Below are 26,441 nucleotides of genomic sequence, written 5' to 3'. Positions count from 1 at the left end.
CTAGTTCAGTTTCAGCTCGCCGGCGGCGCGCACCTGATCGGACTGGTGCTTGAGCACCACGCCCAGCGTGGCGGCGATCATGGCGTCGTCGAGGGTGTCCATGCCCAGCGCCAGCACGGTGCGGCCCCAGTCGATGGTCTCGGCGACCGACGGCAGCTTCTTCAGCTGCATGCCGCGCAGCACGCCGATGATGCGGACGAGCTCGTCGGCGATCTTCTCCGGCAGCTCGGGCACCCGGGACAGCAGGATGCGCCGTTCCAGGTCGGGGTCCGGGAAATCGATGTGCAGGAACAGGCAGCGACGCTTGAGCGCCTCGGAGAGTTCGCGGGTGGCGTTCGAGGTCAGAACCACGAGTGGGGTCTGCTGGGCCTTGATGGTGCCGAGCTCGGGGACGGTGACGGCGAAGTCGGACAGGATCTCGAGCAGCAGACCCTCGATCTCGATGTCGGCCTTGTCGGTCTCGTCGATCAGCAGCACCGTGGGTTCGGTGCGCCGGATGGCCGTCAGCAGCGGCCGGCTCAGCAGGAACTCCTCGCTGAACACGTCCATCTTGGTCTGGTCCCAGTCGCCCGACTGCTGACCCGACTGGATGCGCAGAATCTGTTTGGCGTGGTTCCACTCGTACAGCGCGCGGGACTCGTCGACGCCCTCGTAGCACTGCAGCCGCACCAGCTCCGAACCGGTGCACTGGGCGATGGCCCGGGCCAGTTCGGTCTTGCCGACGCCCGCCGGTCCTTCGATCAGCAGCGGTTTGCCCAGCCGGTCGGCCAGGAAAACCGCTGTGGCCGTTGCGGTATCGGGCAGGTATCCGGTTTCGGCGAGTCGCTTGGCGACGTCGTCGATGGCGGCATTGTCGCCGAACAGCGGCACGGAACGAGCGGGTGTACTCAAGTTCTTCTCCTCTTACACAGGCCGGGTCTGGCCGTCGCCCCACACGATCCATTTGGTGGATGTCAGTTCCGGCAGCCCCATCGGGCCCCGGGCGTGCAGCTTCTGGGTCGAGATACCGATCTCGGCGCCGAAGCCGAACTGCTCACCGTCGGTGAAGGCGGTCGACGCGTTGACCATCACCGCGGCAGCGTCCACCTGTTCGGAGAACCGCTGGGCCGCAGCGAGATTGGTGGTGACGATCGCCTCGGTGTGTCCGGTGCCGTACTCGTTGATGTGCGCCACAGCCTCATCGAGGCCGTCCACCACTGCCACTGCCATGTCCAGCGAGAGGAACTCGGCGCGCAGCTCGTCCTCGGTCGGGTCCAAATGCACCGTCACCCCGACGTCCTGCAGGGCAGTCACCAGCCGCGGCAGCGCGGTGTCGGCGATGGCCCGGTCGACCAGCAGGGTCTCTGCCGAATTGCACACGCTGGGACGGCGGGTCTTGGAGTTCAGCAGGATGCTCTCGGCCATGTCGAGATCAGCCGCTTCGTGGACGTAGACGTGGCAGTTGCCGACGCCCGTCTCGATGGTCGGCACGGTGGCGTCGCGCACCACGGCGTCGATCAGGCCGGCACCGCCGCGCGGGATCACCACGTCGACCAGACCGCGGGCCTGGATCAGGTGGGTGACGCTGGCCCGGTCCTCGCTGGGCAGCAGCTGCACCGCGTCCTCGGGCAGACCCTCGGAGGCCAGTGCCGCCCGCAGGGCGATCACAAGGGCCTGGTTCGACCGGGCCGCCGACGAGCTGCCGCGCAGCAGTGCCGCGTTGCCGGACTTCAGCGCCAGACCGAAGGCGTCGACCGTCACGTTGGGCCGGCTCTCGTAAACCATGCCGACGACACCGAGCGGCACCCGCTGTTGACGGATCTGCAGGCCGTTGGGCAGGGTGCTGCCGCGCAGCACCTCCCCGACCGGATCAGGCAGCCCGGCGACCTGGCGCAACCCGGCGGCGATGCCATCGAGCCGTTGCGGGTTCAGGGCCAGCCGGTCGATCATCGCCTCGGCGGTACCGGCGGCGCGCGCGACGTCGATGTCCTCGGCATTGGCGGCCAGCACCGCGTCGGCGGCGGCGAGCACGGCGTCGGCCGCGGCGTGCAGCGCACGGTTCTTGGCTTCGGTGGTCAGTGTGGCCAGCACGCGCGACGCGACGCGGGCCCGCCGGGCGGCGTCATGCACCTGCTGGCGCAGATCGGTGTCCGTAGCTGCGTGCACACTCATTAACCCAGGGTAACGAGGTATCGGCGCTCGAGCCCGGTCGGGGCTACCGTGGCCGGGTGACTCGGATCACTGTGGTTGGCAGCGTCAACATGGACCTGGTGTTCGGCGTGGCCAACCTCCCGGAACCCGGGCAGACGGTGCTGGCGTCAGCGCTGCATTCGGAGCCCGGCGGCAAGGGCGGCAATCAGGCCGTCGCCGCGGCCCGCGCGGGTGCCGACGTCCAGCTGGTCGCCGCGCTCGGGGCCGACGCCACCGGCTCGGCGTTGCGAAAGCACCTGCAGGACAACGGTGTCGGCCTGGTCGGAACAGTGAGCCTGCCGGTCCCGAGCGGTACCGCGGCAATCATGGTCGGCAGCAGCCCCGACAACCCGACCGAGAACATGATCGTCGTGGCGCCCGGCGCCAATGCGCACCTGACCCTCGATTCGGCTCACGTTCGCGCCGTGGTCGCCGACTGCGACGTGCTGTTGCTGCAGTTGGAGATCCCCGCGTCCACCGCGTTGGCGGCAGCGCGGCTGGCCAAGGACGGCGACGCCACGGTGGTGCTCAACGCCTCGCCTCTCGGCGCCGATCCAGACGCGCTCGCCGCGCTGGCCGCCGTCACCGACGTGGTGATCGTCAACCAAACCGAAGCAGCCCAATGGCATTGGCCCGTCGCACATCTCGTGGTCACCCAGGGCGCCCGAGGCGCTCTGCTCCGGACCCCCGACGGCGAGACGCACGTCCCGGCACCCGAGGTCGAGGCGATCGACACCACGGGCGCCGGTGACGTCTTCGCCGGCGTCCTGGCCGCGGGCTGGCGGGCGGACCCGGATCGTGCCCTCCTGCGCGCCGTGACGGGCGGCGCGCTCGCCACCCTGACCGCCGGCGCGGGCAACTGCGCACCGTACGACGAGGCCATCGAGGATGCGCTCGGATCGGCCGACTGAAGGGCCGGCCCACGGCGTACGTATTTGACGCGCAGATCTACGCCACTTGGCCGATGATCTGCCGCCCACAACGCCGGATAGTCAATGCATGACCAGCGCAAGCGGTATGCCGAGCGTCTTCGACGTCGCGCTCCCGACAATCGACTATTCGGCCGCACGGGGCCCGGACGAAGCGCAGGCGATCCTCGGACCGGCGCGCGCGCAATCCCCGATCGCCATGGGGCCACATGGACCGGAGGTGCTGACCTACGACCTCGCGCACGAGGTACTGCGGGACCCGCGATTCCGGATTCCTCAGGGCATGTTCCTCGTCGCCCAGGGCATCACGTCAGGTCCGGTGTGGGACCGGGTCAGCTCGTCGATCATCAGTATCGATGGACCCGAGCACACCCGCTTGCGTCGCCTGATTGCGACGGCCTTCGGCCGCCGCGCCATCGAACGCTTGCGCACCACGGTGGTCGACGTCGTCAGCGGTCTGATCGACCGGCAGGTGGCGCGCGGCCACTGCGACGTGGTGACCGATATCGCGCGCCAGTACCCCACGCCGGTCATCTGCGCGTTGCTCGGCGCCCCGGCCGAGGACTGGGAACAGTTGTCGATCTGGGTCGACGACTTCATGCAAGCCTTCGACTGGCATGTCGCCGAGAATGAGAGCGCGATCCTGACCGCCTGGCAGGCCCTCGACGACTACATCGACGACATGGTCGGCCGCCGCCACGACCACCTCACCGACGACCTCCTCTCCGACCTCATCCGCGCCGAAGAGGACGGTGACCGACTCAGCGCCGACGAGCTTCGGATGCTCTCCACCGGTCTGCTGGCCGCCGGTACCGACACGACCCGAAACCAGGTCGCCGCTTCGGTCCAGGTCCTGTGCGAACACCCCGACCAGTGGGCCTTGCTGGGCGCCCACCCCGACCTGGCCGGCCGCGCTGTCGAAGAGACCATGCGGCACTCCCCGATCGTCATCAGCTCGCTGCGGATGGCCCGCGAGGACGTCGAACTGGCCGGAATGCTTTTCCCCGCAGGAACTTTCCTTCAGGTGAACACCGGCGCGGCCAACCGCGACCCCGCCGTCTACGCCGACCCCGACCGCCTCGACATCACCCGCCAGGACGCGCCGGCGATGCAGACCTTCGGCGCCGGGATGCACTACTGCCTGGGCGTGCATCTGGCCAAGATGGAACTGGCCGAAGCGCTCAGTCTGATGACCCAGCGCATGCCCAACGCCCGGCTCACCGGGCCGGCGCCGTGGAAGCCGTTGATGGGTCTGAGCGGACCGCTCACCCTGCCCATCGCTTTCGACCGCGTCGATCAGTCATGGCGGGCGGCGTCCTGAGCGAGGTGCAGGCGCGCGCAGCCACCCCCGAACACTCCGAAACCCGCACACTCGTTCAGGTTCAGCAAATACTGCAGGTTGGTCGGGGGTGGCCCTAGAATCTGACATTCAAATGGACGGCCACAAAGGAATCGCGGTGTCGCGGAGATTCTTCGCGCTCACCGTCGCCATCGCCGCATTCTATGTGCCGCTCGCACTCAACTACACCTGGCCACTTTTCGCCCCCGGTATCGCGCGCTGGCAGGACGCCGTCAACACGGCCCTCAACGGCCACGGCTATGCCGTCGGCGACGGGTCGGTCGAATCGGTCCGTCATGACGCCTATGCCGAACATCGCGTGGTCCTCATGGTCCACACGACGCTCGCCGGACTTGCCTTGACGCTGGGGCTGTTTCAGTTCTCGTCGCGGTTGCGCACCCGCCGGCCGACGGTGCACCGGTGGATCGGCCGCAGCTATCTCACGCTGATGTCCGTCAGCATGCTGACAGCCTTGGTGTTCCTGTACGTCACGCCACCCGCTCAGCACTTCATCGGCCCGGCGTTCGAAACACAGTTGCGCGCCTTGGCAATCGGCACGCTCGGCAGCGCCTGGTACGCGGTTTACGCAATCCGCCGTCGCGACGTGATCACGCACCAGGCCTGGATGACCTATGGCATCGCCCTGATGATGACGGCGCCGTTGCTACGGGTGATCTGGATCGGGATACAGCCACTGATCCCACAGCACGATCTGCTGACCAACATCGGTGTGGGCTCCATCGCCCTCGGCGTCATCGCGCCCGGCAGCGCCGTGTTCGCATTCATGCTGACGCAGCGCCCGAGGGTGGACGCGAGCGTCGGTGCCGTTCCGACGTGGACCTATGGCGCTGCGGTCGCAGTGGCCGTAGTCGGCTCCCTGACATACGCCGGCCTGGTGCTCCGGCTACCCGCGCCGATCCCGCACAGCCTCGCGCTCTTTCACCTGGTGCCGGCCTGGATCACCATCGCACTTGCCGCACGCGGGATCGTCCGCGCCCGTGCCGCGGGTGACACAGTGCGAGAACGACAGTGGCGCTGGCTCCTCTGGGGTTTCGCCGCCGCGCCGACCGCTGCGAGCTTGTACGCACAGATCGTGCCGCCGGTCTTCACCACAGCCGACGCCGTCCTCGCCGGCGGCATGGACGGCCCGGTCATCCCGATCACCGTCAGCTTCGCACTCGTCGTGCACGCGGCGGCGCGGGCTCGGCGCCGGACCGACGACGACCTTGATGAGCCGAACGTGCTCGCCGTCGCCTGAGCGCCCGCCGGGCAAGTTATCCACAGAACGCGATTCATCCACAATCGGCGCCTACCACCAACTTTGAGTCAGTAGACGTCGTTAGAATCGAAACTATGTTCGAACCGGTGGTGGAAACCAAGGAAGCCGACGACGCTTCCCTGGTCGACATGATGACCGGCGCCGCCCGCACCGAAGCCCAGCATGCGGCCCGCCGCCTGGCCGCCATCGCCGAACTCACCCACCGCCGCTGCACCGACTACGAAGACCGCGACCTCTGGGCGTGCGACGGCTGGGATGCCGCCGCAAGCGAGATCGGCGCTGCCCTCACCATCAATCGATGGCAAGCCGCCAACCAGATGCAACTCGCTTTGGCATTGCGTGACCGCCTCCCCGAAGTGGGCGCCCTGCTCGCCGCGGGAGAGTTGTCCCTCGGGTTGGTCACGCAGATCTGCTGGCACACCGAACACGTGCAAGACCCCGCCACACTCACCCTCATCGACATCGCCATGGCGGGCTCTGCTCACAAATGGGAACCGTTGTCGAAGGCCGACACCATTCGGCAGATCGACAGTTGGATCGAAAAGTTCGACCCCGCCGCCGTCCGTCGTTCCCGCAACGCCGTCCGCGGGCGCGACGTCGAGTTCGGCAAGCCCGGCGACCCGGCAGGAGTCACCACCGTGTGGGCCCTGCTACGGGCCACCGACGCCGCACTACTCAAGCGCACCCTCACCGCCATGGCCCACGAGGTCTGCCCCGACGACCCCCGCAGCCTCGCCCAGCGCCGCTCCGACGCGATGGGCGTCCTGGCCGCCCGCGGCGACCGCCTCCCGTGCCACTGCGGCCGGCCCGACTGTCCGGCCGCCGGTGCCGATCCGCGCGCCGCGGCGGTCATCATCCATGTGCTGGCCGAGGCTGCGCCCGAACCAGTCAGCGACCCACTACTCGACGCCCCCGAGGTCACGCCCCCGGTCACGGCCGACACCCCCGTCGCCGACGCGCTGGCGCCGACGCCCGAACCCCCACCCGTCGTCGACCAGAAGGCGGTCGGGTACCTGCCGGACGGGCCCGTAGTCCCCGCTGTGCTGCTGGCAGACCTCGCCGCCCGCGGCGCCACCGTGAAAACGGTTACTGCGCCACAGGTTCCGGTCGGCGGGCAACCGCAGTACCGGCCCTCGGCCGCGCTCGACCACTACGTGCGGATGCGGGACATCACCTGCATGCACCCCGGCTGCGACCACCCCGCCGTCGACTCCGACCTCGACCACACCATCGCGTGGCCGGCCGGAGCGACCCATCCGGGCAACCTCACCCCGAAGTGCCGCAAGCACCACCTGGTCAAGACGTTCTATACCGGCCCGACCGGATGGCACACCCGCCAGAACCCCGACGGCACCATCGTCTGGACCGCACCCACCGGACACACCTACACCACGATGCCCGGTAGCCGAATCCTGTTCCCCGACAAACACTTCCCCGAACAGTCACCACCGCCGGCGCCACCACCATCGGCCGCGACGACCACCAGCGACCAACCCGGCCGCGACCTCATGATGCCCACCCGCCGGCGCAGCCGCATCGACGACCGCACTCGACATACCCGGCACGAACGCGAACTCAACTGGGCCGAACTACTGGAGTCCGCATCGACGTCAGAGGCCAAACTTCAACTCGCCCAACAACTCATCTACGGCGACAGCTCCCCACCGTTCTGAAACCGGGGGTGCGCCTGAACGACCCGTTCAGGGCTCCGGAATGTTGCGCTCGATCTCGTCGAGCCAGATGCGCGCCGACATGTCCGACGGTGCGCGCCAGTCCCCGCGAGGCGACAGTGCACCGCCGGCAGATACCTTCGGGCCGTTGGGCAACGCCGATCGCTTGAACTGGCTGAATGAGTAGAACCGCTGGACGAAGACTTTCAGCCAGTGCCGGATGTCGGCCAGCGAGTAGGCCACATGCTCGTCGTCCGGGAAGCCCGCCGGCCAGTCACCGGCGTCGACGTCACGCCAGGCGTGCCAGGACAGGAACGCGATCTTCGACGGCCGGAAGCCGTACCGCAACACCTGGAACAGCGAAAAATCCTGCAGCGCATACGGTCCCACCTTGGCCTGGCTGCTCTGGACTGCCTCACCGTCGGCTGCCGGGACCAATTCCGGGGTGATCTCGGTGTCCAGCACCGACTGCAAAACGTCGTTGACGTCGTCGTTGAACTGACCCGAGGCGATCACCCACCGGATCAGGTGCTGGATCAGGGTTTTCGGCACTCCACCATTGACGTTGTAGTGCGACATCTGATCGCCGACGCCGTAGGTGGACCAGCCCAGGCCGAGCTCGGACAGGTCGCCGGTGCCCAGCACGATGCCGCCGCGCTGGTTGGCCAGCCGGAACAGGAAGTCGGTCCGCAGCCCCGCCTGCACGTTCTCGAACGTCACGTCGTACACCGCCTCACCGCGCGCGAACGGGTGCCCCATCTCGGCGAGCATCAGCCGGGCGGTGTCACGAATATCCAACTCGGAGAACGTGACTCCGAGCGCCTTGGCCAGGGCGGTGGCGTTGTTCTTGGTGCGGTCACCGGTCGCGAAACCCGGCATCGTGAAGGCCAGGATGTCGCTACGCGGCCGACCCTCACGGTCCATCGCCTTGGCCGCGACGATCAGCGCGTGCGTGGAATCCAGCCCGCCGGACACGCCGATCACCACGGTCGGGAAATTCAGCGCACGCAGCCGCTGCTCGAGACCGGACACCTGGATGTTGTAAGCCTCGTAGCAATCCTGTTGCAGCCGCGCAGGATCCGCCGGCACGAACGGGAACCGCTCGACCTCGCGGAGCAGGCCGATATCGCCCGCCGGCGGCGAGAGCAGGAATTCGATGCGCCGGAAGTCCGAAGTTCGGTCCGCGAACTGGCGCCGGTTGTCGTCGAATGTCCCCATTCGCAACCGTTCGGCGGCCAGCAGCTCGGTGTCGACGTCAGCGACCGAGCGTCGCTCGCCGCGCGGGAAACGCTCGGATTCGGCCAGCAGCACACCGTTTTCGTAGATCATGGTCTGGCCGTCCCACGCCAGATCCGTCGTCGACTCGCCCTCCCCCGCAGCCGCATACACATACGCCGCCAGGCACCGCGACGACGCCGAGCGGGCCAGCAGCTTGCGGTCGTCGGCCCGGCCGATGGTGATCGGGCTGCCCGACAGGTTCGCCAGCACCGTCGCACCGGCCAGCGCGGCTGTCGCACTCGGCGGGACCGGTACCCACATGTCTTCGCAGATCTCCACGTGCAGCACGAAGTTCGGCAGATCGGCGGCGGCGAACAGCAGATCACTGCCGAACGGCACGTCGGCCCCACCCAGCCGGATCGTCCCCTCGATGTCGCCACCGGCCGCCACCTGACGCGATTCATAGAACTCGCGATAGGTCGGCAGATACGACTTGGGCACCACACCGAGGATCGAGCCGCGGTGGATCACCACCGCCGTGTTGTAGATACGGTGCCGGTGGCGCAGCGGCGCGCCGACCACCAGCACCGGCAGCAGGTCCGCCGAGGCCTCGACGATCGACGCCAGCGCCTCGGTCACCGACTCGAGCAGTGTGTCCGACAGCAGGATGTCCTCGATCGAGTACCCCGACAGCGTCAGCTCCGGGAACACCGCCAACGCCACGGCCTCATCGTGGCAGTCACGGGCCAGGCTCAGCACCGACGCGGCGTTGGCCGCGGGGTCCGCGAGCGCGGTGTGGTGCGTGCATGCGGCCACCCGGACGAACCCGTGCCGGTAGGCGGAGTAGAAGTCCACCGTCTGATTGTTGCACCGCTCCGACGCACGATGGACGTGCCGTCACGTCGCGCCACCCGGCCGACGGCCTACCCTCGATGACGTGCAGGCTCCTGAACTGGTCAACCTGTTGGCCGACCGGCGTCTCGTCGTGCTGACCGGCGCCGGTATCTCCACCGACTCGGGCATCCCCGACTACCGCGGGCCGGACTCGCCGCCGAGCAATCCGATGACCATCCAGCAGTTCCTGTCCGGCCCGGCCTTCCGGCAGCGGTACTGGGCCCGCAACCACATCGGCTGGCGGCACATGGCCGGCCGCCGGCCCAACGCGGGCCACCGCGCCGTGGCCGCGCTGGAACGCGCGGGTCTGGTCACCGGCGTCATCACCCAGAACGTCGACCTCCTGCACACCAAAGCCGGCTCGCGGACCGTGGTGAACTTGCACGGCACCTACGCGCAGGTCGTCTGCCTCGACTGCGGGCACACCATGACGCGCGCCGCGCTGGCCGAGGAGCTGGAACGGCTCAATCCCGGCTTCACCGCACGGGCCGAAGTCGGCAGCATCGGCGTGGCACCCGACGCCGACGCCGTCGTCGAAGACACCACCACGTTTCGATACCTGGATTGCCCCATCTGCGCCGGCATCCTCAAACCGGACATCGTGTACTTCGGCGACAGCGTGCCGAAGGACCGCGTGCGGCAGGCGTGCTCCCTGGTCGACGAGGCCGACGCGCTGTTGGTCGCGGGATCGTCGCTGACGGTGTACTCCGGCTACCGCTTCGTCCGGCACGCGGCCGCCGCCGGCAAGCCCGTCGCGATCATCAACCGCGGCCACACCCGCGGCGACGACCTGGCCACGGTCAAGATCGACAGCGGCTGTTCGGAAATCCTCGCCCTACTGGTCGGCGAATTGGCGGCTCAGAACCTGTCCGGATGCCAATAGACGTCCTCGGGCGTACCGGACAACGCGTTGTCCACGGCCTCCCTGCCCTGCATGTAGCCGTAGTCCTGGTTCGACGACTCGTAGCGCCACCCACCGAACCGGCCACGGCTGTAGAGACCGTGCGCACGCAGCCGCTCGTCGATGGTCCGCACGATGTCGTCACGGCCCAGCGTCGGCACCGGGTAACCCATCGGCACCTCCCGCACGAAGCGGCTCACGACGTACTCGGACTCGGCACCCAGCGCCCGCAGTGATTCCTCGGTGCGCCGCACGGCGTCGTCGGCGGTCAGCGGTTGTCCCGGCAACAGCGGCACCTCGCACAACACGTTCCAGCGGCCGTCGCCGGCGTTGGCGGGGTCGTAGTTGTTCAGCACCGTGGCCCGGTACCACGGCACTGCGGGGTCCGGGCAGTACAGCCACGTCTTGTCGGCCAGTGCCTCCGGTGCGGGACCGCGATAGCCCAGGCCCACCGCGTAAATACGGCTGGCGCACAGGGTGTTTCGCTCGGCCGTCCCCTCGGCGCCGGCGCCACCGAGCCAGCGCCAGGCCGTCGTCAGCGGCGCCGAGCTGACGCAGTGGTCATACGCCACGGTCGATCCGTCGTCCAGCGTGGCGATCCGGCGGGCCACATCGATGTCGACCACGCGGGTGCCCAGGCGCACCGTGCCGGGCGCCAGCATCTGGTCGTGGACGCCCTGCCACAGCGCGCCGGTGCCGCCGATCGGATACGGGAAGCTGCCCGCGGGTCCGCTCGCCGAGCCCGCCAGACCGAGACGCGGCACGTTCGGCGCGGCGCTACCGCTGCGCAACGACGTCCATTCGTAGTCGATCTGGTCGAGTGAGACCGTCCACATCTTGTAGTTGTAGGGCCCGAAAAACTCGTCAAAAAGTTTGCCACCGAAATTGTTCCGGTAATAGTCGGCGAGGTTGTGCAGCGGCGCGTCCGGGTACAGGTCGGTCGGCATCTCGGTGAGTTGCTGCTGGATGGGCGTGGGCACCAGGGCATGCGGCCCGCTGCCGTCCAGCCACACCCAGCCGTTGCGGGCGACGTCGTTCATCTTCACGCCGGAGGCGTCGACCGCCCGGTCGAATTCCGCGAAGTGGCTGTGCAGCACGTGGCCGCCAAGATCCCAGGTGAAACCGTGTGCGTCGCGTACCGACGTGGCCATGCCACCGACTTGATCGCCGGCGTCCACCACCACATGGTCGATCCCGAGTTCGGTCAGCCGGACGGCAGCGCCCAGCCCCGTCGGACCGGCCCCGACTATGAGAAAGGTCGGCACTGGGTCAGAAATCGACGACCAGTCGGGCCGGCTCGAATCCTTCGGCGAACGTGCGGCGGCACAGGAAACCGTAGTGCTCAGCGGAACTGCGCACCCAGGAGGCGCTGACCTTCTCGCTGGCCTCGGCCTGCGACACGTGTGACATCAGGGCTTCGATCTTCTTGTCCAGCGAGTCGGAGATGTCGACGAACGCGGTCGGATTGAAGCCGATGGCCGACGGCCCGCCGTACGTCATGATCGACGACACCCACCGCGCGGCACCGAGGGTGCATCGGGAAACCACCCGATGGTCCTGGTGGCTGTCATTGGCAGTGTGGGTGTAAACGATTGTGGCAGCAGACTTTTCGATGGCGTCTTCGATCAGGTGGACCAGTTCGAACTCCTGCAGCGAAACGCGGCAGTCGCCGAAACCCTGTCCCCACAGCAGCTCGTGGACGCCCAGCACCTCCACCGCGCGGAGTTGCTCGCGCACCCGCTCCTGGGAGTCACCCGGCCCCTCCTCGCCGCGCGTCACCACCAGCATGGTGACCCGGTCGCCGGCCGCTACGTGCTTTGCCAGCGCGCCGCCGCAGCCGAGTTCGATGTCATCGGGATGCGCGCCGACCGCCAGCACCGACTGTCTCGCCATCGCCCCCTCAATTCTGTTTGCTGCGTGCGTGTCGAAGGCAGCATAACCCTAATTTAATAGGTCGGCCTTCTCCAGCAGGGAAAACATTGAATGAGGCACTGATTCTAGCCAAATACACACAAAGTCGACGTCAAATTGCTACCAGGTCATCGGCGTGCACCGCAGGTCGGCGCAGCTCCACCGGTAGTTCGGGCGTGGACCGGCCGATGATGCCCGCGAGCTCGGCATCGTCGTAGGCCACGACGCCGCGCGCCACCGCGTTGCCGTCGGGACCGTGCAGCTCGACGACGTCGCCGCCGTGAAAGCGGCCCGCGACCGCGGTGATCCCGGCGGGCAGCAAGGATTTTCTTTGCCGGACGACAGCCTGTACCGCACCGGCATCGAGGGTGAGGGTCCCTGTCGTCTCCGCCGCGTAGCGCACCCAGAACCGTCGCGCCGACATGCGCTCGGGACGCGCGGCGAAGACCGTGCCCACCGAGGCGTCGGCCAGCGCGGCAGCCGCGTCCCTGGCCGCGGCCAGCAGCACCGGGACGCCGGCATCCGCGGCCAGCAGTGCCGACGACAGCTTGGATGCCATCCCGCCCGTGCCCAGGTGACTGCCGCCCGTCGCCGACACCCCGTCGAGGTCGCCCGACGCGGCGACTTCTGGGATGAAGCGTGCGTTGCCCTTACGGGGATCGGCGTCGTAGAGGCCGTCGATATCGCTAAGCAGGATCAGCGCGTCGGCGCCGACCAGCTGCGCCACCAGGGCCGACAGCCGGTCGTTGTCGCCGAATCGGATCTCGTTGGTGGCCACCGTGTCGTTCTCGTTCACGATCGCCACCGCGTGCAGCGCGCGCAGCCGGTCCAGCGTGCGCTGAGCGTTGTTGTGCTGCGCCCGTTGCGCGATGTCGTGCGCGGTCAGCAGCACCTGCCCGACAGTCCGGTCGTACCGTCCGAATGCCGCACTCCACGAGTTGACCAGGGCCACCTGGCCCACGCTGGCCGCGGCCTGCTTGGTGGCGAGGTCGGTCGGGCGCCTGGTGAGGCCGAGCGGCTCGATACCGGCGGCGATGGCGCCGGACGAGACGATCACGACATCCGACCCGGCCTTCATGCGCTTCTCGATGGCATCGGCGAGCGTCGCCAGCCGGCCGGCGTCGAACATGCCGTTGGGCGCGGTGAGCGCAGTGGTCCCGATCTTGACGACGACGCTGCGCGCGGTGCGCACCGCCTCGCGGTGCGCCGAGGGCACCGCGTCGGGGCTCTGCGTCACGACTCGTCCTCTGGATCCTCCGCTGACCGACGGCGTTCTTTACGGGCCGCCTTACGTTCCGCGGCGCCGATGCGATCGGTCTGCTCCAGACGGAGGTCGGTACCGCGACCGGACATCTGCGTGTCCACACCCGCGGGCGTCTGCGGCTCCCAGTCGAAGGTGACGTCACCGATGGTCACCGCACAGCCCGCGCGGGCACCCTTCTTCAACAGCTCGTCTTCGACGCCCAGGCGCGCCAGCCGGTCACCGAGGTAGCCGACCGCTTCGTCGTTGTCGAACGCCGTCTGGGCGATCCAGCGTTCCGGCCGGGTGCCGCGCACGATGAAGCCACCGGAGCCATCCGACTCGACGGTGAAGCCGGTCTCGTTGACCGCGATCGGCCGAATGATCGGCCGGCGCGGTGCCACCACCGGCTGCGCGGCACGATACGCCGCAACCATGTCCCACAGCGCGAACGTCAACGGGCGCAAGCCATCTCGGCTGACGGTCGAGATTTCGTAGACGGGCCAGCCGTACTTGGCGGCCACCTCTTCCTTGACAAAGTCCGCGAGTTCCCGGGCGTCGGGCACGTCGATCTTGTTGAGCAGCACCGCTCGGGGCCGCTCGGCGAGGTCACCGAGGGTCGTATCCCCTTGCAGCGTCGGCGTATACGCGGCCAACTCGGCCTCGAGCGCATCGATGTCGGAGATCGGGTCACGGCCCGGCTCCAGGGTGGCGCAGTCGACGACGTGGACCAGCACGGCGCAACGTTCGATGTGCCGCAAGAAGTCGAGGCCCAGGCCGCGGCCCTCAGAGGCACCCGGAATCAGGCCCGGGACGTCGGCGACAGTGAAGGTGTTGTCGCCCGCCGAGACCACACCGAGGTTGGGCACCAGAGTGGTGAACGGGTAGTCCGCGATCTTCGGCTTGGCGGCCGAAATGGCCGACACCAGAGACGATTTGCCGGCCGACGGGAAACCGACCAGGCCGACATCGGCAACCGTCTTGAGTTCGAGGGTCAGGTCGCGGATCTCGCCCTTCTCCCCCAGCAACGCGAAACCCGGCGCCTTGCGCGCCCGCGACGCCAGTGCGGCGTTGCCCAGCCCGCCGCGACCACCTGCGGCCGCCTCGAACCGGGTTCCGGCACCGACCAGGTCGGCCAGCATGCGGCCCTGATCATCGAGCACGACGGTGCCGTCGGGCACGTGGACCTCGAGGTCGGTACCGGCAGCGCCGTCGCGGTTACTGCCCGCGCCGGGCTTGCCGGACGGGGCGTCGACGTGCGGGCGGAAGTGGAAGTCCAGCAGCGTGTGCACCTGCGGATCGACGACCAGAACGATGCTGCCGCCCTTGCCGCCGTTACCGCCGTCAGGCCCACCGAGCGGCTTGAATTTTTCCCGATGTACCGACGCACAGCCATTGCCGCCGTTACCGGCGCGCGCGTGGATCACCACACGGTCAACGAACCGGGGTGCCATCTGACGTCCTCTCCCTCACACGAACCAAGTCCCCGTCGCTTCGCTCGCCCCAGGAACACTTCCCTGTCGCCAGGGAAAAAGAAAAGCTGCCACGAGGCGAAACCTCGTGGCAGCTTCACACCTCGTGGAAAAGGTTAGGCCTCGACCGGGACGATGTTGACCGTCTTGCGACCGCGCTTGGCGCCGAAGAGCACCGAGCCGGCGGCCGTGGCGAACAGGGTGTCGTCGCCACCGCGACCGACGTTCACGCCCGGGTGGAAGTGAGTGCCGCGCTGACGGACGAGGATCTCGCCGGCCTTGACGACCTGGCCGCCGAAGCGCTTGACGCCGAGCCGCTGGGCGGCTGAATCGCGACCGTTGCGAGAGCTGGACGCGCCCTTTTTATGTGCCATGTCTGTTCGCTCCCTTACTTACTTGATGCCGGTGACCTTGACGACCGTCAGCTGCTGACGGTGGCCCTGGCGCTTGTGGTAGCCGGTCTTGTTCTTGAACTTGTGGATACGGATCTTCGGGCCCTTGGTGTGCTCGAGCACCTCACCGGTGACGGCAACCTTGGCCAGCGCGTCAGCACTGGTGGTGACCTTCGCACCCTCGACCACGAGAGCGACGGGCAGCGACACCGAGGCGCCCTGCTCAGCGTCGAGCTTCTCGATCTTGACCACGTCACCGACGGCAACCTTGTACTGCTTGCCACCAGTCTTGACGATTGCGTACGTGGCGTTATCGGCTGCCATCGTTGGTGTTCCTCTGTTCTTCGTTTCGTCTACTGCGGGGCGCGCGCCACCCGAAGGCTGGCGAGCACTGGTCTTGGGTTGGAGTGGCGCGGGCATCCCAGGCTTCTCCAATGCCGCCGGCGGCAGCCAGGCGACAACTGGTCAAGGGTACGTGACCAGCTATTCGAGGGTCAAACCGCGTGGACCCTCACGGCATCAGCCATCGACACCTCCGACCGGCGGACCGGCGGGACGAGCGGGGGCGCGCCGCCGCTGCCGGACCACGGGAGCCTGGGCGACGACCGGTTCAGCGGGCTGATCAGCCTCTTCGTCGTCGTCCTCGTCGTCCGAATCGTCGTCGCCTTCGTCGTCGTCCTCGTCATCCGAGTCGTCGGCGTCCTCATCCTCGTCGTCATCGAGGTCCAGCTCGTCGCTGTCGTCGTCGCCGTCCTCGAAGTCCTCGTCGAGTTCGACTTCGAGTTCATCGTCTTCCGAGTCCTCGTCTTCGGTGTCCTCGTCGTCCGAGTCGTCGTCGTCCGAGTCTTCGTCGTCCTCGTCGGCGTCCAGGTCGTCATCGGCCTGGACCAGCGCGGTCACGTCCGCGGCGGACTCGACCACGTCCCCATCGGCTGATTCGTCAGCGATGCCCTCGGTGGCCTCGTCGTCGTCGAGTTCGTCCTCGTGCTTGCCGTTCGCCGCCGCCATGGCCTTGAACATCGGGTGTTCACCCTGCGGATGCGGCGGCACCTTGGCCACCTGCGGCTCTTCTTCGGGACGCGGGGCCGCCTTCTTGGCCCGCTTGCTGCGCCGACCGCCGCCGCCACCACTACCGCCGGCGGGCTCGGCCTTGCGGTTGATTGCGGCCGCGGTGTCCACCGGGTCGACGTGCAGCGTGATGCCGCGGCCCGCGCAGTGCGTGCACGTCGTGGAGAACGCTTCGATCAGACCGGTGCCGAGCCGCTTGCGCGTCAGCTGCACCAGGCCCAGCGAGGTCACCTCGGACACCTGGTGCCGGGTCCGGTCCCGGGCCAGTGCCTCGGTCAGGCGGCGCAGCACCAGGTCGCGGTTGGATTCGAGCACCATGTCGATGAAGTCGATCACCACGATGCCGCCGATATCGCGCAGCCGGAGCTGGCGCACCGTCTCCTCGGCGGCCTCCAGGTTGTTGCGGGTGACCGTCTGTTCCAGGTTGCCGCCCGAACCGGTGAACTTGCCGGTGTTGACGTCGATGACCGTCATGGCCTCGGTGCGGTCGATCACCAGGGTGCCGCCCGAGGGCAGCCACACCTTGCGGTCCATCGCCTTGGCCAGCTGCTCGTCGATGCGGTACACCGAGAACACGTCGGGGCCGGTCCCGCCACCCGCCGGCTCGTACTGCGACATCCGCGAAAGCAATTCCGGCGCAACAGAATTCACGTAGGTACTGATGGTGTTCCACGCTTCGTCGCCCGACACCACGAGCTTCGAGAAGTCCTCGTTGAACAGGTCGCGGATCACCTTGACCAGAACGTCGGGCTCTTCGTACAGCGCCACGGCGGCGCCGGCGGCCTTGCCCTTGGTCTGGGCGGCGGTGGTCTCGATCTCGGTCCAGCGTTCCTGCAACCGGTTGACGTCCGCGCGGATGTCCTCTTCCTTCACGCCCTCGGACGCGGTGCGGATGATCACACCGGCGTCGGCAGGCACGACCTCCTTGAGGATTTCCTTCAGACGCTGGCGCTCGGTGTCGGGCAGCTTGCGGCTGATCCCGGTCGACGATGCACCCGGCACGTACACCAGGTAGCGCCCGGCCAGGGAAATCTGCGTGGTGAGGCGGGCGCCCTTGTGCCCGACCGGGTCCTTGCTGACCTGGACGACGACGTAGTCGCCGGGCTTGAGCGCCTGCTCGATCTTGCGGTTGTTGCCACCGAGACCGGCGGCCTCCCAGTTGACCTCACCGGCGTACAGCACACCGTTGCGGCCGCGGCCGATGTCGACGAACGCCGCCTCCATCGAGGGCAGCACGTTCTGCACGATGCCGAGGTAGATGTTGCCGACCAGGGACGCGGACGCCGCGGAGGTGACGAAGTGCTCGACCACGACGCCGTCTTCCAGCACGGCGATCTGGGTGTAGCGGGCACCTTCGTGCGGCGGTTCGGTGCGGATCTTGTCGCGCACCACCATCACGCGCTCGACGGCTTCACGGCGGGCCAGGAACTCGGCCTCGCTCAGGATCGGCGGCCGGCGGCGGCCCGCGTCACGGCCGTCGCGACGGCGCTGGCGCTTGGCCTCGAGCCGGGTGGACCCGGTGATGCCCTGAATTTCGTTGTTGTCCGACTTGGCGCGCGGGGCGCGCTCGTGGACGACGGTGTTGGGCGGATCGTCCGGTGAACCGGTCTCGCCATCGGCGTCGTCACCACCGGTACCGCCCGACTTGCGGCGGCGGCGACGACGGCGGCGCCGGCTCGCGCCGTCCGACGCGTTCGCGTCGTCGTCGTCACCGGAGTCGTCATCGGCCTCGCCGTCGCTGTCGTCGTCACCCTCGGCCGACGCGTCCTGCGTCTCGCCTTCGGCGTCTCCGTCGATCGCGTCGTCGCTGCTCTGCTCGCCCCTGCCGCGACCGCGGCCACGGCGTCCGCGACGGCGGCGCCGGTTGGCGGGCCGCTCGCCGTCTTCGTCGGTGCCGTCCTCGCCACCCTCGTCGGCGCCGTCTGCCGCGTCGTCGGCGCTGTCGTCGTCGGCGAAATCGTCAGGCTCGGCGGGGGGCCGGAACGTCACCGGCTGCGGTGCCACGAACAGCGGCAGGTAGTCGGCGGGCTCGGCCGAGGTTGCTTGGGTGGCGGGGACCGTCTCCAACAGCAGCCGGGACTCGGGCTCGGCTTCGTCAGGCTCCGCGGCGCCGGCCTCGGCGGCCTCGCGGGCGATCTCGACAGCAGCTTCGGCGACGTCGACGGCTTCGACGGCAACCTCGGCTACGGACTCAGCGGGCTCAGCGGCCTCGGCAGGCGCCGGGGCCTCCGGCGCCTCCGGCGCGTCAGCGGCCTCGCCACCGAGACCCAGCAGGTCGCGGACGCGCTCAGCCTCGGCACGGGTCACCGTGGAAGCGGGATTGCGGGGCCTACCGTCGACGCCGGCCAGCGTCTCGGTGATGTTCTTGCTGGTGGTCCCGAGGATTCGGGCCAGCGAGAAAATCCGCAGGCGCTCGGGGAGCTCTATCGGCTCCGCCGCACTGCCGGCGTCTTCGGATTGGGCTTCAAGTTGGGCATCGTCGGCCACGTATTCTCCTCAAGCCCCCGGGCGCGTCGTGCGACGCGGCCACGCGAGGGCTTCTTGTATTGGCTCGGGGAACTTCTCCCGAGATTGTTGTGGTCTCGCACCTAGCGGCCCACGGGAGCCCTCGGTGCCTGGCTGAATGATGGCTGGACGGTCGGCGCCGCACCTGGATTTCTCCGGGTGGTCGCGTCGTCTAAGTCTTCATCCGGGCGTCCGCTCCTGGTATGAAGCAGGTCACCCGTACGCCAGTATCCCACATCGTCGGCCAATCTCCGACGAGGTGCCGCCGGTAGCTCAGCTACCGGCGGCCCACTGTGTCAGTTGGCGGGGAACCAGAGGGCGATTTCACGGGCCGCGGACTCCGGGGAATCCGAGCCGTGCACCAGGTTGTCCTGGGTGATCAGGGCCAGGTCACCACGGATGGTGCCGGTCGCGGCCTTCTCCACCGGGTCGGTGCCGCCGGCGATCTGACGGAAGGCGGCGACAGCGCGCGGGCCTTCGACGATCGCGGCCACCACCGGGCCGGAGGTGATGAATTCCAGCAGGTCACCGAAGAAGGGCTTGCCTTCGTGCTCGGCGTAGTGCTTGGTCGCCAACTCGACGCTGACGGTCTTCAGCTCAAGAGCAGCGAAGGTCAGGCCCTTGCGCTCGATCCGGCTGATGATTTCGCCGATCAGGTTGCGCTTGACGCCGTCGGGCTTGATCAAAACAAGGGTCTGCTCAGTCACGGCGGACAGCGTACTAGTCAGTAACCGAAACCAGCGATTTGTGCACGATTTTCCGCGCTCACCGCGGATTATCGTGCACAAATCACGACTGTTGGCCGGGCAGCAGCCCCCGGTCCTGGCGGCGCTTGACCTCGGACCGCAGGTACGCGATCAAGACCCAGACGAGCAGGAAGATGATGCCGACGATGCCGATGGTCACGTCTATGAACGCCCCGAGGATCAACACGAACTGAATCCCGATGTTGGCCCACAGCGCCCAGGACCGGCCCTGCATCCCCGACATCAGGGCCAGCACGATCGCCATGCCGATGAGGTAGCCGCTGCTGAGCGGCGTCAGGCCGCCGTGGAACACCGACACCACCGGCAGCGCCAGCAGCACCACGATGACTTCCAGGATCAGGGTGCCGGCCATCACGCCACGGAAGCTCTTCCATGGATCGGGCTGCTGGTGCTGATTCGATGCGCGATCCGCTCCGCTACTCGCTGACGCGCTCATGCCGGGTCCTTTCCGAACAGAGTGCGGGCCGCACCGGCGGTCACGACGGAACCGGTGATCACCATGCCCGCGCCCGAGAAGCCGTCGGACGCGCCGTAGTCGTTGCCCGACTCTTCGACCAGCGCCGTGGCCGCCTCGATGGCGTCTGGCAGGTTCGGCGCGGTGGTGACGCGTTCCGGGCCGAAGGTTTCCTCCGCCAGTGAGGCCAGGGTGTCGGTGTCCATGGCCCGCGGCGACCCGTTGTGGGTCACCACCACCAGGTCGAACGCCGGCTCGAGCGCGGTCAGGATGCCGGCGACGTCCTTGTCCGCCATGACCGAGATGACACCGACCAGGAACCGGAACTCGAACTCCGTCTGCAGCGCGTCGGCGAGGGCCGCGGCCCCGGCCGGGTTGTGCGCGGCGTCGATGAACACCGTTGGGGCACTGCGCAACCGCTCCAGCCGGCCGGGGTTGGTCACCGATGCGAAGCCCTGGCGCACGGTGTCGATGTCGAGCTGACGGTCGGCACCGGCACCGAAGAACGCCTCCACCGCGGCCAGCGCCAGGACGGCGTTGTGGGCCTGATGTTCGCCGTGCAGCGGCAGGAAGATGTCGGTGTACACGCCGCCCAAGCCCTGCAGCTCCAGCAGCTGCCCGCCGATCGCGACCTGCCGGGCCCGGACGGCGAACTCGGAGTCCTCGCGCGCGACGGCGGCGTCGGCCGTAACCGCCTGGGCCATCAGCACTTCCATGGCTTCGGCGGGCTGGCGGGCGATCACTGCGACGGTACTGAGGTCGGTGCCGGTCGGCACCAGGTCAGGCTGCTGGCGGGCGATGATGCCGGCCTTCTCCCCCGCGATCGCGGCAATGGTGTCACCGAGAAAGTCGGTGTGGTCCAAGCCGATCGGGGTGATGACGGCGACCGGGGCGTCGACGACGTTGGTGGCATCCCAGCGTCCGCCCAAGCCGGTTTCGATGACTGCGACGTCGACCGGCGCGTCGGCGAAGGCAGCGAACGCCATGGCGGTGAGCACCTCGAACTTGCTCATCTTGGGGCCCGGTTCACCCAGCTGGCCGGCTAGTTCACCGGCCTGAGACTGCCGGTCGACGATCTCCACGAACGGCTCGACCTCGGTGTACGTGGCGACGTATTGCGCTGGGCTGATGGGCTTTCCGTCGATTGCGATGCGCTCGGTGGCGGCCTGCAGGTGCGGGCTGGTGGTCCGGCCGGTACGGCGGCTGAAGGCCGTCAGCAGGGCGTCGATCATCCGGGTGACGGACGTCTTGCCGTTGGTGCCGGCCACGTGGATGCTCGGGTAGCCGCGTTGCGGCGACCCCAGCATCTCCAGCAGCGCTTCGATGCGCACGGTGCTCGGTTCGATCTTCGTCTCCGGCCACCGCTGGTCGAGCAGGTACTCGACCTGCAGCAACTCGGCGATCTCGTCAGGTGTGGGCGCGCTCATGCGGACGGCAGCCCGGCCAGCCGGGCGTTGATCCGGTCGACCTCTTCCTGGGCCAGCTGCTGACGGGCTTTGATCTTGGCGACGACGTCCTCGGGCGCCTTCGCGAGGAACGCCTCGTTGCCCAATTTGCCTGCGGTCTGCGCGAGTTCCTTCTGCGCGGCGGCCAGGTCCTTCTCCAGCCGGCGACGCTCAGCGGCGACGTCGACCGTGCCCGAGGTGTCCACCTCGACCACGACGGTGCCCTTGGACAGCCGGACCTCCACTGCCGCGGACGGGTTGAAGTCGTCGGCCGGCTCGGTCAGCCAGGCCAGGGACGTCACCGCGGCCACCTGAGCGTCCAGGTCGGCTTCGCTGATACCCACCAGACGGGCGGGCACCTTCTGCCGGTCGTTGAGGCCCTGGTCACTGCGGAACCGGCGCACCTCGGTGATGAGCTTCTGCATGTCGGTGATGCGCCCGGCGGAAACCTCGTCGAGCGCGACACCCGACGCCTGCGGCCACTCGGCGATGACCACCGACTCACCTCCGGTCAGCGACTTCCACAGCGCCTCGGTGACGAACGGCATCACCGGGTGCAGCAGCTTGAGCAGCACGTCGAGCACCGCGGCCAGCACGGCCTTGGTGTGCTCGGTGCGCGAACCGCCCTCGAACAGCTGGGCTTTCGCGAGTTCCAGGTACCAGTCACAGAACTCGTCCCACGCGAAGTGGTACAGCGCCTCGCAGGCCCGGCTGAATTCGTAGCGGTCCAACGTGTTGTCGACCTCGACGCGGACCTCTTCCAACCGGCCCAGAATCCAGCGGTCGGCGTCGGTGAGCTCGGACGCGTCCGGCAGGTCAGCGGGTGCCGCACCGTTCATCATCGCGAAACGGGTGGCGTTGAACAGCTTGGTCGCGAAGTTGCGGGACGCGCGGGCGTGGTCCTCACCGATCGACAGGTCGCCGCCCGGGCTGGCGCCGCGGGCCAGGGTGAAGCGCAGCGCGTCGGCGCCGAACATCTCGACCCAGTCCAGCGGGTCGATGCCGTTGCCCTTCGACTTGCTCATCTTCTGCCCGAACTGATCCCGGATCAGCCCGTGCAGGAAGACGTTCTCGAAGGGGACCTTCGCTCCGTCCAGGACGGGGTCGTCGGCCACGAACGTGCCGAACATCATCATGCGGGCCACCCAGAAGAACAGGATGTCGTACCCGGTGACCAGAACCGTTGTCGGATAGAACTTTTCGAGTTCCGCCGTCTTCTCCGGCCAGCCCATGGTGGAGAACGGCCACAGTGCCGAGGAGAACCACGTGTCCAGCACGTCGGGGTCCTGCTCCCAGCCGGCCGGCGGCTCTTCGTCCGGACCGACGCACACGGTCTCGCCGTCCGGTCCGTGCCAGATCGGGATGCGGTGACCCCACCAGAGCTGACGGGAGATGCACCAGTCGTGCATGTCGTCGACCCACGCGAACCAGCGCGGCTCCAGGCTGGTCGGGTGAATCACGGTGTCGCCGCCGCGGACTGCGTCGCCGGCCGCCTTGGCCAGCGAATCCACCTTGACCCACCACTGCATCGACAGCCGCGGCTCGATGGCCTCGCCGCTGCGCTCGGAATGCCCGACGCTGTGCAGGTACGGCCGCTTCTCCGCGACGATGCGTCCCTCGGCGGCGAGCTTCTCGCGCACCTTGATCCGGGCTTCGAAGCGGTCCATGCTGTCGAATTCGGTTCCGGTGCCGGTGATGGCGCCCTTGGTGTCCATGATCGACGGCATCGGCAGGTTGTGCCGCATGCCGATCTCGAAGTCGTTCGGATCGTGCGCGGGGGTGACTTTGACTGCGCCGGTACCGAATTCGGGGTCGACGTGCTCGTCGGCGACGATGATGATGTCGCGGTCCAGGAACGGGTGCGGCAGCGTGCTGCCGACCAGCGCGCGGTACCGCTCGTCATCGGGATGCACGGCGATCGCGGTGTCGCCGAGCATCGTCTCGACGCGCGTCGTGGCCACCACGATGTGGGGCTCCGCGTCGTTCATCGAGCCGTACCGGAACGACACGAGTTCGCCCTCGACGTCGTCGTACTTGACCTCGAGGTCGGAGATCGCGGTCTGCAGTACCGGCGACCAGTTCACGAGCCGCTCGGCCCGGTAGATCAGGCCGGCGTCGAACAGCCGCTTGAAGATGGTGCGGACGGCGCGCGACAGGCCTTCGTCCATGGTGAAGCGGTCCCGGCTCCAGTCGACGCCGTCACCCAGGCGGCGCATCTGCCCGCCGATGGTGCCGCCGGACTCGCGCTTCCACTCCCAGACCTTCTCGATGAAGCCGTCGCGACCGAAGTCCTCCTTGGTCTTGCCCTCGGCGGCGAGCTGCTTCTCGACCAGGGTCTGGGTCGCGATGCCGGCGTGGTCCATGCCCGGCAGCCACAACACCTCGTAGCCCTGCATGCGCTTACGCCGCGTCAGCGCGTCCATCAGGGTGTGGTCGAGCGCGTGGCCCATGTGCAGGCTGCCGGTCACGTTGGGCGGTGGCAGCACGATGGAGTACGGCGGCTTGTCGCTGGTCGGGTCGGCGGTGAAATATCCCGCGTCGACCCAGCCCTGGTACATGTCAGCTTCTACCGCGCTGGGATCCCACGTTTTGGGCAGGGCATCGGCCGCGTTCACGGTCGCGGGATCAGGTGTATCGCTGGCAGTCACCGGCCAATTCTAGGTAACCCCTGCGAGCAGACGTAAAACTGTCCGAAAACGCCACGTCCAGGACAGTTTTACGGCTGCTCGCGAGGATCTACTTGCGGTTGCCGAACAACCCGCCCAGCACGCTGCCGAGGACGCCGCCGGCACCCTGGTTGCCACCGCCGCCGAGGACGCTGCCCAGGATGCTGCCGAGCGGATTGTCACCGGAGTTCGAGTTGCCGCCGGCGGTGTTACCGCCCAGCGCGCCGCCGAGGATGTTGCCGAGCACGTCACCGAGCCCGCCACCGCCGGACGCCGCGGGCGCCGACGCCGCACCGCCGCCGCTGAGCTGCTTACCGATGTAGGCCAGCACGATGGGCGCCAGGATCGGCAGCAGTTTCTGGATCAGGTCGCTGTTGCCGGCGCCGCCGCCGGCCAGTGCGGACGCGACCTGGCCGCTGTCGTTGCCACCGAAGATCTTCGCGACGGCGTCGGCACCCTGGTCCTGGTTGACCTCGTCGACCGTCACGCCGCCGTCGAGCAGTCCGCTCGCCGCGTGGTCGGCGGCATCATTCTCGATGCCGGCTGCGTTATCGGGGTCCTGCGCGGTGTGCTGCAGGCCGCCGACGAGCAGTGGCACCAGCTGTTGTACGGCGCTGTTCACCTCGCTTTCATCCGCGCCTAGTTTTGCCGCAATGTCTTGTGTCGGAATCTGATTGAGCAGTTCGTCAAGACCAGCCATGGTGCTTCACCTCATGTCCCCGGGATGTGTGCGAACCTCGTCGCCGACACTAGCCGGGTCGGCGACGAGGCACAGCACTTCCGCGCTTGCTGCGCGAATCAGCGCCCCAGCGCTTCGGTTTCGAACGTGACGCCGGCGGCCGGGAGCCTGGTCAGAAGCACGTCGCCCATCGCGGCGGCCGGCGTCAGTACGCCGTGCAAGTCCGAGAGGCGGTCGCGGTCGAGGGCGAGTGCCAGCCCGCACTCCCCCAGGAGCACCGCGGTGGCCTTGTAGCCCGGGTCGCCCTGCTGCGCCATGACGGAGCGATACCGGGCCCCGCTGGTGGTCCGGGTGTACGTCTCGACGCGGTAGTGGCCCTTGTCCCGCGCCTGCTCGCTGGGGCCGGTACCGGGCTTCGGGACGACCCGGTCGATCAGGCCGCGGGGCAACTTGTTGAAGAAGCGGCTGCCGAGGTTCATCACCGCCGCGTTGACTCCGGTGCCCAGCGCCGCGGCCACGGGTGCGATCGGCGACGACCCGAGGCTCATGTTCTCCGAGTACCGGAACCGGCGGCCGTACTCCCAGCCCAGTAGCGCATTGGTCCGCCGCACGATGCGCGTGTTCGCCACCGCCATGACGAAGGCACCGGTCCAGGTCCCGGCCAGTTCCGGGGCGATGTCCCGGCCCCGGCGCCACGGGGTGTCCGACTGGTGTCCGAGGTCGGGCTCGGCGCCGCGATCGGTGGTCAGCGTGTAGGGATCCATCATGGTCCGCCGCAGTTCCGCGTCGTCGGACGTCAGCGTGAACAGCTCCAGCATCGACGCGACGGTGCCACCGGAGACGCCACCGGAGAATCCGCGCAGCACGTAGTCGGTGTCGGTGAGCTCGCCCGCCCCGTCCGCCTGGGCGGCCTTGTACAGCGCGTAGACGGTGAGATCCGAAGGGATGGAATCGAATCCGCAGGAGTGCACGATGCGGGCTCCCGTGTCGGCGGCCTGCTTGTGGAACAGGTCGATGCTCTCGCGGATGAACAGGCTCTCCCCGGTCAGGTCGGCGTAGTCGGTGCCGGCCTCGGCGCACGCGGCAACCAGCGGCAGGCCGTATTTCAGGTAGGGCCCGACCGTCGTGACGACCACCCGGGTCCGGGCGGCCATCGCGTCCAGGCTCTGCTGCGACGAGGCGTCGGCCTGGATCAGCCCCCAGCCCTGCCCGGCCGCGCCGAGCGAGTCGCGGACGGCGGCCAGTTTGTCCATCGAGCGGCCGGCGAGCGCGATCCGCGCCTTCCCTCCATGCTGGGCCAGATATTGGGCGGTCAGCTTCCCGACGAAGCCGGTGGCGCCGTAGAGGACGATGTCGAATTCGCGCTGCGGTGCAGTCATGCTGCCAACCTAACCGTACGACGATCAAGCGGCGAGGAACGAGCCGCGATGAGGAGTGCGGCAA

The 26,441-nt window shown here is 68.2% G+C and carries 21 protein-coding genes; 5 read left to right on the top strand and 16 right to left on the bottom strand.

From position 1 onward, the window contains the following. Together ACWW1C_RS07880 and ACWW1C_RS07875 are read right to left on the bottom strand one after the other, a co-directional pair. Positions 1 to 891, bottom strand: a complete 891-nt coding sequence (locus ACWW1C_RS07880) for an AAA family ATPase (protein WP_455982909.1) — start codon at positions 889 to 891, stop codon at positions 1 to 3. Between the two features lie 12 nt (positions 892 to 903). Then, on the bottom strand, positions 904 to 2,151 hold the full coding sequence (locus ACWW1C_RS07875; RefSeq protein ID WP_455982908.1) for a glutamate-5-semialdehyde dehydrogenase: 1,248 nt from the start codon (positions 2,149 to 2,151) through the stop codon (positions 904 to 906). An 89-nt stretch (positions 2,152 to 2,240) separates the two neighbouring features. On the opposite strand from ACWW1C_RS07875, the gene ACWW1C_RS07870 reads away from it, so the two are divergent. The 4 genes from ACWW1C_RS07870 to ACWW1C_RS07855 all read left to right on the top strand — a co-directional run bounded on the left by ACWW1C_RS07870 (position 2,241) and on the right by ACWW1C_RS07855 (position 7,389). Next, positions 2,241 to 3,080, top strand: coding sequence for a PfkB family carbohydrate kinase (locus tag ACWW1C_RS07870; RefSeq protein ID WP_455984192.1), 840 nt, complete (start codon positions 2,241 to 2,243; stop codon positions 3,078 to 3,080). Positions 3,081 to 3,168: 88 nt separating this feature from the next. Continuing rightward, on the top strand, positions 3,169 to 4,419 hold the full coding sequence (locus tag ACWW1C_RS07865; RefSeq protein WP_455982907.1) for a cytochrome P450: 1,251 nt from the start codon (positions 3,169 to 3,171) through the stop codon (positions 4,417 to 4,419). A gap of 136 nt (positions 4,420 to 4,555) precedes the next feature. Further along, positions 4,556 to 5,695, top strand: a complete 1,140-nt coding sequence (locus ACWW1C_RS07860; RefSeq protein WP_455982906.1) for a DUF2306 domain-containing protein — start codon at positions 4,556 to 4,558, stop codon at positions 5,693 to 5,695. 95 nt (positions 5,696 to 5,790) lie between these two features. After that, positions 5,791 to 7,389 carry a DUF222 domain-containing protein gene (locus ACWW1C_RS07855; RefSeq protein ID WP_455982905.1) on the top strand — a complete coding sequence of 533 codons (1,599 nt, stop codon included), beginning with the start codon at positions 5,791 to 5,793 and terminating at the stop codon, positions 7,387 to 7,389. A gap of 27 nt (positions 7,390 to 7,416) precedes the next feature. Here ACWW1C_RS07855 and ACWW1C_RS07850 read toward each other — a convergent pair whose 3' ends face one another. Further along, positions 7,417 to 9,459 (bottom strand): NAD(+) synthase, encoded by a 2,043-nt coding sequence (locus ACWW1C_RS07850; protein WP_455982904.1) that lies wholly within the window; start codon positions 9,457 to 9,459, stop codon positions 7,417 to 7,419. A gap of 82 nt (positions 9,460 to 9,541) precedes the next feature. On the opposite strand from ACWW1C_RS07850, the gene ACWW1C_RS07845 reads away from it, so the two are divergent. Continuing rightward, the gene (locus tag ACWW1C_RS07845) at positions 9,542 to 10,381 is read left to right on the top strand and encodes an NAD-dependent protein deacetylase (protein WP_455982903.1); all 840 of its coding nucleotides are present in this window, start codon (positions 9,542 to 9,544) and stop codon (positions 10,379 to 10,381) included. On the opposite strand, the gene ACWW1C_RS07840 is transcribed toward ACWW1C_RS07845, so the two are convergent. The 13 genes from ACWW1C_RS07840 to ACWW1C_RS07780 all read right to left on the bottom strand — a co-directional run bounded on the left by ACWW1C_RS07840 (position 10,357) and on the right by ACWW1C_RS07780 (position 26,377). After that, positions 10,357 to 11,664, bottom strand: a complete 1,308-nt coding sequence (locus ACWW1C_RS07840; RefSeq protein WP_455982902.1) for a protoporphyrinogen/coproporphyrinogen oxidase — start codon at positions 11,662 to 11,664, stop codon at positions 10,357 to 10,359. The two genes, ACWW1C_RS07845 and ACWW1C_RS07840, sit on opposite strands and share 25 nt — an antisense overlap. A gap of 4 nt (positions 11,665 to 11,668) precedes the next feature. Next, positions 11,669 to 12,292: a PIG-L deacetylase family protein gene (locus ACWW1C_RS07835; protein WP_043394250.1), complete on the bottom strand. Its 624-nt coding sequence runs from the start codon at positions 12,290 to 12,292 to the stop codon at positions 11,669 to 11,671. Positions 12,293 to 12,422: 130 nt separating this feature from the next. After that, the gene (proB, locus tag ACWW1C_RS07830; RefSeq protein ID WP_455984191.1) at positions 12,423 to 13,526 is read right to left on the bottom strand and encodes a glutamate 5-kinase; all 1,104 of its coding nucleotides are present in this window, start codon (positions 13,524 to 13,526) and stop codon (positions 12,423 to 12,425) included. Positions 13,527 to 13,543: 17 nt separating this feature from the next. Next, positions 13,544 to 15,004 carry a GTPase ObgE gene (obgE, locus tag ACWW1C_RS07825; protein WP_455982901.1) on the bottom strand — a complete coding sequence of 487 codons (1,461 nt, stop codon included), beginning with the start codon at positions 15,002 to 15,004 and terminating at the stop codon, positions 13,544 to 13,546. A gap of 134 nt (positions 15,005 to 15,138) precedes the next feature. Continuing rightward, positions 15,139 to 15,396: a 50S ribosomal protein L27 gene (gene rpmA / locus ACWW1C_RS07820; protein WP_455982900.1), complete on the bottom strand. Its 258-nt coding sequence runs from the start codon at positions 15,394 to 15,396 to the stop codon at positions 15,139 to 15,141. Positions 15,397 to 15,414: 18 nt separating this feature from the next. Next, positions 15,415 to 15,738, bottom strand: a complete 324-nt coding sequence (gene rplU, locus ACWW1C_RS07815; RefSeq protein ID WP_020102181.1) for a 50S ribosomal protein L21 — start codon at positions 15,736 to 15,738, stop codon at positions 15,415 to 15,417. Positions 15,739 to 15,933: 195 nt separating this feature from the next. Further along, positions 15,934 to 18,969 carry an Rne/Rng family ribonuclease gene (locus tag ACWW1C_RS07810; protein WP_455982899.1) on the bottom strand — a complete coding sequence of 1,012 codons (3,036 nt, stop codon included), beginning with the start codon at positions 18,967 to 18,969 and terminating at the stop codon, positions 15,934 to 15,936. A 314-nt stretch (positions 18,970 to 19,283) separates the two neighbouring features. Next, on the bottom strand, positions 19,284 to 19,694 hold the full coding sequence (ndk, locus tag ACWW1C_RS07805; RefSeq protein WP_406775710.1) for a nucleoside-diphosphate kinase: 411 nt from the start codon (positions 19,692 to 19,694) through the stop codon (positions 19,284 to 19,286). A gap of 82 nt (positions 19,695 to 19,776) precedes the next feature. Continuing rightward, complete coding sequence (locus ACWW1C_RS07800) at positions 19,777 to 20,190, bottom strand: DUF4233 domain-containing protein (protein WP_455982898.1); 414 nt, start codon at positions 20,188 to 20,190, stop codon at positions 19,777 to 19,779. Then, entirely contained in the window at positions 20,187 to 21,635 is a 1,449-nt protein-coding gene (gene folC / locus ACWW1C_RS07795) for a bifunctional tetrahydrofolate synthase/dihydrofolate synthase (protein WP_455982897.1), read from the bottom strand. The genes ACWW1C_RS07800 and folC overlap by 4 nt, the downstream gene beginning before the upstream one ends. Then, a complete protein-coding gene (locus tag ACWW1C_RS07790) occupies positions 21,632 to 24,301 on the bottom strand; it encodes a valine--tRNA ligase (RefSeq protein ID WP_455982896.1) in 2,670 nt (889 codons plus the stop codon). Before ACWW1C_RS07790 ends, folC begins: the two co-directional genes overlap by 4 nt. An 88-nt stretch (positions 24,302 to 24,389) precedes the next feature. Further along, positions 24,390 to 25,019, bottom strand: coding sequence for a DUF937 domain-containing protein (locus tag ACWW1C_RS07785; protein ID WP_455982895.1), 630 nt, complete (start codon positions 25,017 to 25,019; stop codon positions 24,390 to 24,392). Positions 25,020 to 25,117: 98 nt separating this feature from the next. Beyond that, on the bottom strand, positions 25,118 to 26,377 hold the full coding sequence (locus ACWW1C_RS07780; protein WP_455982894.1) for a saccharopine dehydrogenase family protein: 1,260 nt from the start codon (positions 26,375 to 26,377) through the stop codon (positions 25,118 to 25,120). Positions 26,378 to 26,441 lie beyond the last annotated feature (64 nt).

It is taken from the genome of Mycobacterium sp. HM-7, assembly GCF_053852335.1.
Note: the sequence above shows the minus strand (reverse complement) of the source record. Positions and strands in the feature narration are given on the sequence as shown.

Excerpts from the sequence above, each read along its gene's own strand:
- ACWW1C_RS07800 (WP_455982898.1), bottom strand. The coding sequence starts at position 20,190 with ATGAGCGCGTCAGCGAGTAGCGGAGCGGATCGCGCATCGAATCAGCAC.
- ACWW1C_RS07835 (WP_043394250.1), bottom strand. The coding sequence starts at position 12,292 with ATGGCGAGACAGTCGGTGCTGGCGGTCGGCGCGCATCCCGATGACATC.
- rpmA (WP_455982900.1), bottom strand. The coding sequence starts at position 15,396 with ATGGCACATAAAAAGGGCGCGTCCAGCTCTCGCAACGGTCGCGATTCA.
- ACWW1C_RS07875 (WP_455982908.1), bottom strand. The coding sequence starts at position 2,151 with ATGAGTGTGCACGCAGCTACGGACACCGATCTGCGCCAGCAGGTGCAT.
- ACWW1C_RS07865 (WP_455982907.1), top strand. The coding sequence starts at position 3,169 with ATGACCAGCGCAAGCGGTATGCCGAGCGTCTTCGACGTCGCGCTCCCG.
- ACWW1C_RS07870 (WP_455984192.1), top strand. The coding sequence starts at position 2,241 with ATGGACCTGGTGTTCGGCGTGGCCAACCTCCCGGAACCCGGGCAGACG.
- folC (WP_455982897.1), bottom strand. The coding sequence starts at position 21,635 with ATGAGCGCGCCCACACCTGACGAGATCGCCGAGTTGCTGCAGGTCGAG.
- ACWW1C_RS07855 (WP_455982905.1), top strand. The coding sequence starts at position 5,791 with ATGTTCGAACCGGTGGTGGAAACCAAGGAAGCCGACGACGCTTCCCTG.
- rplU (WP_020102181.1), bottom strand. The coding sequence starts at position 15,738 with ATGGCAGCCGATAACGCCACGTACGCAATCGTCAAGACTGGTGGCAAG.
- ACWW1C_RS07780 (WP_455982894.1), bottom strand. The coding sequence starts at position 26,377 with ATGACTGCACCGCAGCGCGAATTCGACATCGTCCTCTACGGCGCCACC.
- ACWW1C_RS07785 (WP_455982895.1), bottom strand. The coding sequence starts at position 25,019 with ATGGCTGGTCTTGACGAACTGCTCAATCAGATTCCGACACAAGACATT.
- obgE (WP_455982901.1), bottom strand. The coding sequence starts at position 15,004 with ATGGCACCCCGGTTCGTTGACCGTGTGGTGATCCACGCGCGCGCCGGT.